General features: G+C 75.3%; 1 protein-coding gene and 2 pseudogenes. All 3 read left to right on the forward strand.

All coding sequences use genetic code 11. The features are described 5' to 3' along the window. Positions 1-2,603: pseudogene (locus tag D455_RS0106540) on the forward strand (hypothetical protein); the annotation flags it as partial. Further along, positions 2,597-3,806: pseudogene (locus tag D455_RS29460) on the forward strand (TRAFAC clade GTPase domain-containing protein). The pseudogenes D455_RS0106540 and D455_RS29460, both read left to right, overlap by 7 nt. A gap of 106 nt (positions 3,807-3,912) precedes the next feature. Further along, on the forward strand, positions 3,913-6,256 hold a 2,344-nt coding region (locus D455_RS0106550), incomplete at its 3' end, for a GTPase-associated protein 1-related protein (RefSeq protein ID WP_017569953.1).

Raw genomic sequence — 6,256 nt, forward strand, 5'->3', positions numbered from 1 at the left:
CCCGGCTCGGCGAGGTCGAACCGTTGCCGCCGCACGATGTGGAGGCCCGGGTGGACGGCCGCAGCGTGGTGGTGTCCTGGCGGCCCGGCCCCGGTCAGGCCGGGACGGTCACCTACCGGGTGACACGGAGGACCGGACGGGACGGGAACACCCGCGAGGCGGTGGTCGGCGAGCTGTCGGGGACCGAGATCACCGACACCGGAGCCCCCGTGGGCGCGGAGGCGCGCTACACCGTGGTGGCGGTGCGAGGCGGCCGGGTGACGTCGGAGGAGGTGTCGACCTCACCGGTGACGATCGCGCCGGAGGTCTCCTGTCTGCGTGTACGCGCCGGGGAGCACTCGGTCTCCGGAACCTGGGAGGCGCCGGCGGAGGCGGTGCGCGTGGAGGTGCTGCGCGGCGAGGGCGCCCCGCCGCGCGGCCCGGGCGACGGCGTGCGCGTGGAGACGGACGGGGCGGGGTTCCACGACACCGACGTCCAGACGGACGTGGAGTACCACTACCGGGTCCGGGCGGTCTACGTGACCCCGAACGGGCACGCGCGGGGGTCGGCCGGGCTCGTACGGCGGGCCAGTCCGGGGCCGTCTCCGGCCGCGGTGCTGGATCTGTCCGTGCTTCCGGACGGCGGCACGGACTTCCGGGCCTCGTGGACGCGGCCGTCCCGGGGCCGGGTCGTGCTGCGGGTGGACCCGGAACCGCCCGCGTGGCCGCCGGGCACGGTGGTCGGACCCGAGGACCTGAACTCCTACGGCCGTGAGGTGGTCCAGCGCCCGTTGAGCGAGGCGGAGGAGGAGGCCGCACAGGACTCGGAGGCCGCGTGGAGGGCCGAGGCCGCGCGGAAGGCGGAGGTCGCACGGAGAGCGGAGGACGCACGGAGAACCGGGGCCGGTGGTCATGGCGGTGAGGCCCGTGCCACGGGTGCGTATCCGACCGCGACGACCGGCCGCACGGACTTTCCCCGGACCGGGGCCCCGGCTCCGGCGGCGGGCGGGGAGCGGGAGGGCGTCCGGGTCCTGGGACCCACGGAGGGGTTCGGGAACGGTGCCGCACCGCACGTTCCCCACCCGGCCGCCGCGGAACCGGAAGCCGAGAACGTGGGCCTGGGGATCCTCGGTCCCCGTCCCGCGGACGGCGCACGTACCGAGGAGGAGCGGAGCGGGGACGTCCCCGACTCCGTGCCCGAGGGGCCGCTGGCGCACGGGGACGACGAGGGCATCCGCGTTCTGGCTCCCGGCGAGAGGAGCCCGGCCGACGCACCCGGCGGCACACACGACCAGGGTGGGGGCACCCCGCCCACGGCACACGCGGACACCGCGCCGGACGGGGCGGACGAGGGCGTCCGCGTCCTCGGGCCCGCGGAGGGGTTCGGGAACGGCGCCCGCGACGGCGCCGCACCGCACGTTCCCCGCCCCGCGCTCCCCGACGACGAGGGGATCCGCGTCCTCGCTCCCGGCGAGAGGAGCCCGGCCGACACCCGTGACGACGGGACACCCGTGAACGGCGGAAGCGGCGGCGGGCACGGGGAGCACCCTCCGGGGGCCACGGATCCTGGGTTCGCGCCCCCGGTCCCCGAGGAGCGGGTGTCCGGAGAGCGAGGAGCCGCGGCTGACGGGTTCCCTCCCCCGGGTGCTCCCACGGAACCGGCGCACGAGGACTTTCCCCGCGTGGTGCTCCCGGCGTCCCCGCCACCGGGTGAGCGGGGCGAGGGGGCCAGCGCACCGGACCGCGGAACCCGGAACCCTCCGTCGCGGCCGGTGACCGGGAACGGCGGAGAAACCGTGGGACCCGCACGGGACGTGACGGCTCCCCGTCAGGCGGAGGAAGGGCGGGCCACCGGGATCCCCCGGCAGCGGGAGGGGTCCGAGGGCCGGGGTCCGGCGGAGGGTGAGAGACGGGAGAGGACCGCGTTCACCCTGGACTCGGGCACCAGCCACGTCCTGGCGGTGACCGTGGCGGGTGACCAGGCGGTGGTGGGCGCCTCCGTGCGGGTGACCGCGGCCCCGCCCGTGGAGGGGCTGCGCGCCGAACGCTTCGACACCTCGGTCCGGTTGGGATGGACCTGGCCCGAGGACGCCTCCGCCGCGATCATCTCCTGGCGGCCCGAGGAGCGCGGTACGGAGTCCTGGACCGGGGGCGAACTGCGCTGCACCCGCCGCCAGTACGCCTCGGAGGGCGGCTTCGAGACGCTGATGGGCCCGGAGTCGGTGCACGTGGACGTCCGCTCCGTCGTCCCCTTCGAGGGCGGGGAGTCGGTGAGTTCCCCGGTGAGCGTCGTCGTTCCCGGCCGCGCGGTGCTCGACTACCGCGTGGAGGCGGCCGGACTCCTGCGCCGGGACCGGTTGGTCCACCTGGTCGCGGAGGAGGACTGCACCATGCCCGAGGTGTCCGTGGTCTACGCCGACGGCCCGGTCCAGCCGCACTCCGCCGACCAGGGGATCGTGCTGGCGGTCCTGCCCTCCCAGTACCTGGCCGCGGGCGAGTGGGTCTCGGTCCGCGTCCGGCCTCCCCGCGGCACGGGGCAGGGCTGGCTGATGTGCTTCCCCGCGGACGACCACGGGCACGGGGTGCGTCTGCGCCAACCCCCGGTGAAGGAGCTGAGGTGCTGAGGAACCTGGACGCCGTGCGCTCGTTGAACCCCGTGGACGGTCGTCTCCTGGTGTGCCCCTACTGCTACTCGCGGTTCACCGAGCGGCGGATCCGCTTCCGCTGCACCGGGCGCCCCGGCCCGGACGGCCGGGTGTGCGCGCCGGTGGAGGACGCGGCGATCCGCGCACACCTGGGGCGGCGTGAGCGGCTGCCGCCCGTGTTCGAGGCCGACGGGCGGCGCGCCCGCGCGGTGTGCCCCGCCTGCGCGTCGGCCACCGGCAGGCAGGTGTGCGCCACCTGCCNAGCTGCCCGTGAACTTCGGCCGGATCCGCAGCCGGATGATCGCGCTGGTCGGTGCGCGCGACGCGGGCAAGACCGTGTTCATGACCGTGCTCATCCACGAGTTGATGAACCGGGTGGGCGCCCGCTTCAACGCGTCGGTGGGCGGTTCGGACGACCACACCCGGCACCGGTTCCACGCCGACTACGAGACACCGCTGTACGAGGAGGCCCGGCTGCTGGGCGCCACCCGGCGCACCGGTGTCACCCGCGAACCGCTGGTGTTCCGGTTCACCACCCAGCGCAGGGGTCTGGCGGGCAGGCGTCCACAGCACACGCTGCTGTCGTTCTTCGACACCGCCGGGGAGGACCTGACCTCCGGGGAGAGCGTGGAGGCGAACCTGCGCTACCTCAACAACGCCGACGGGATCATCCTGCTGCTGGACCCGCTCCAGATGGAGGGCACGCGGCAGCTGGTTCCGGCGCGGACGCGCGCGCCGGGCCGGGTGGAGAACCGGCCGCTGGACATGCTGGGGCGCGTCACCGACCTGCTGATGAGCCGTCCGGGGGCGGCCAACAGGCTGATCCAGGTGCCCATGGCGGTGTGCCTGACCAAGATCGACGCCCTGCACGGCGAACTGGACGAGGGGTCTCCGCTGCACCGGCCGCAGCCGACCGCGCCGTTCTTCGACGAGTCCGACAGCCAGGACGTGCACGCCCAGATCCAGCAGCTGCTGCACCGGTGGGACGGCGGCGGGGTGGACGGCCACGTGGGCAACCACTACCGCAACGCCCGCTACTTCGGGGTGTCGGCGCTGGGCGGCGTCCCCGACGAGGGCAACCGGGTGCGGGGAGGGGTGCGCCCCTACCGGGTCGCCGACCCGTTCCTGTGGATGCTCAGCGAGTTCGGCGTCATCCCCGCGCGCGACGCGGCCGGGACCTGACCCCGGGCCGTCCGTGGTCCGAGGGACTCCGGTGGGTCCGGAGGGCCCGCCACACCGATTCGACCATCCGACCACCTGCCCCCCGACCGACCGGAAAGGCGCACCGATGGGCTTCGCGCAGCTGTACTACACCTCGTGCGAGCACGGCCTGTCCGGCTACGCCGGTTACCAGTTCAACGCGGCGACCCCCGGCGTGGACCCGCGGGTGCTGCGGGAGATCGAGCGGTTCACCGTGTACGAACCACCGCGGTCGCTTCCCTTCGGGAGCGTCGACGAGCACCCGGTCAACCTGTGTTACTCGCCCGACGTGGGAGGCGTGCCGGTGCTGAGCAGGGTGGTCTCCAGCGGGGACGACCCCTCGGGCCGTCCGGGCAACTACTTCGCGCACAGCCTGGTCTCCGTCGGTTCCGGGGAGGCGGACCCGCTGCCCGCGGAGCTGTGGGAGGCCGACTTCTGGGCGGAGGCCCCGGTCGGCGACCCCGGTCTGTCGGAACTGGCGGAGCTGTCCGCGTCGGAGATGGGCCCGGGACCGCTGGACCGGGCGCGCACCGACGCGTGGGTGCGGCGCTGGCCGACGGAGGTGGTGGCGCGGCTGCTGCTCGCCGCCGACGACGCCGTGGACGACGCCCGCCCGCTGGTGCTGGTGGCCGACAGCGCGTCGGTGGCGCACTGGGTGGCGGCCCTGTCCCACCTGCTGTCACCGGGACGGGCGCGATCGCTGTCGTTCGCGACCTACTGCGGCAACCCGGACGAGGCGCTCGTGCACGTCGTCGGCGTGCCTCCCGGCTCCGACACCATGCTGTGGCGGGGCAGGTTCACGGTGTACGACCCGGAGACGGACTCCACGGACGAGCTGCCCGAGCCCGACGCGCGGGCGTGGCTGGTCGCCGACCGGCTGGCCCGGTTGGGAACGCGCCGGGCGGCGGCGCTGTGGCGCGGGGCCCGGCCGTACGCCTCGGGCCGGGAGGGTCCCCTGGCGGACTGGCTTCCGGTGCTGATCGCGGCGTCGCTGCTGGGCACCACCGCGCACACCGGTGAGGACCTGCGGCGGGTGTGCGAGTGGTTGTCGGAGGCGGTGGACTGGCTCGTCCCCGAGGACGCCGCCGCGCTGGTCCACCGGGTCCTGGACGCCGACGCGGCGATGGAGCCGCCCGGTGCGGGGGCGTCCGGTGCGGGGGCGGTCGGAACGGGACCGGGCGGAGGGCTGGACCAGACGGACCTGGCCGGGTTGCAGCGGGTGGCGCACCGGTTGGGCGGCGCTGCGGGGATCACCGAGCGGCTCGAACGCGTGGTGGTGCGCCGCTGCCTGGATGACATCGCCGCTGGTGGGAGTGCTCCTGCGGCGGCACCGACACGGACGGAGTCGGTGCGCGAGGCGGCACGGGACCGGGTCGCCGCCCTCCTGGACGGCGAGCGCGGTGAGATCACCCCCGATCGGGCGGTGGAACTGCTGCGCTGGGCGCGCGCGAGTGGTCTGGTTCCCTCCCAGGAGAGCCTGGAGCGGTACGGCGGCAGGGTGCTCGCGCCGTTGCTGGCCGCCTCCCACCTTCCCGCCCCGGAGGCACGCGCCCTGGTGGCGTCCTGCCCCGGGATGCGGCGGGGAGCGGCGATGCGGCTGGCGGAGCTGCCCCGCGACCGGTTGTCCGCCCTGATGGTCGGCCCGGTGGGCGCCCTGTTCGCCGAGGACCGCGACGGGACCAGCGCCCTGCTGCGTGAGCTGCGGCTCCTGGGCACCGACAGCCGCAGTGATCCCCCGGGACTGCTGTCGTACCTGGTGTCCGTGCGCCGGGAGGGACGGACGGTCGGTGCGCCGGGGATCGCCGCGTACGACCTGGACGAGGACCTGCTCACCGGGGTGTGGGGGCCCGGCCACGGGCCCCGGGCCGCCCTGCTGGCCCTGCGTGTCCTGCGGGCCGGGGTCCTGGTCGCGCCGGGGGTGGGCGGCTGGGTGGCCGAGGCGATGACCTCTCCTCCCAGGCCGGGACAGGAACGGGCGTGGCGGGAGCTGGTGGACGAGGTGTCGCGGCACTGGGTGCGCGACCGGCTTCCGGAACCCGGTCGGCGTGTGCTGGTGGAGTGGGCGAAGGTCCGTCCGGTCCTGGTGGCGCTGCGTGCCGCCGACGAGGAGCGGATACCCGACCGGCTCGCCGCCGTGTACGGGGCCGTCCGGGAGACGCATCCGGCGGTGGAGGAGAACGCCTGGAGGCTGGTGGTACGGGTGCTTCTGGGGTGGCGGCGGTGCGCGCTGCTGGCCGAGGCCCTGCGGGACTGCCCGACGGAGGTGTTCGAGGCCTACTGCGCGGCGGTGGCGCTGCGGTTGGCCGACGACCGTCCGGACACGACGACGGCCGCCCTGGTGTACCTGGTCGCGCGGGACGTGGCCCTGGCCGGTCACGGGCGTGCCGAGCACCTGGACGCGGCGGTGCTCGCGCCCGCCGTGGGCCGGGGGC

The sequence above is a fragment of the Nocardiopsis halotolerans DSM 44410 genome (assembly GCF_000341065.1).
GTDB lineage: Bacteria > Actinomycetota > Actinomycetes > Streptosporangiales > Streptosporangiaceae > Nocardiopsis > Nocardiopsis halotolerans.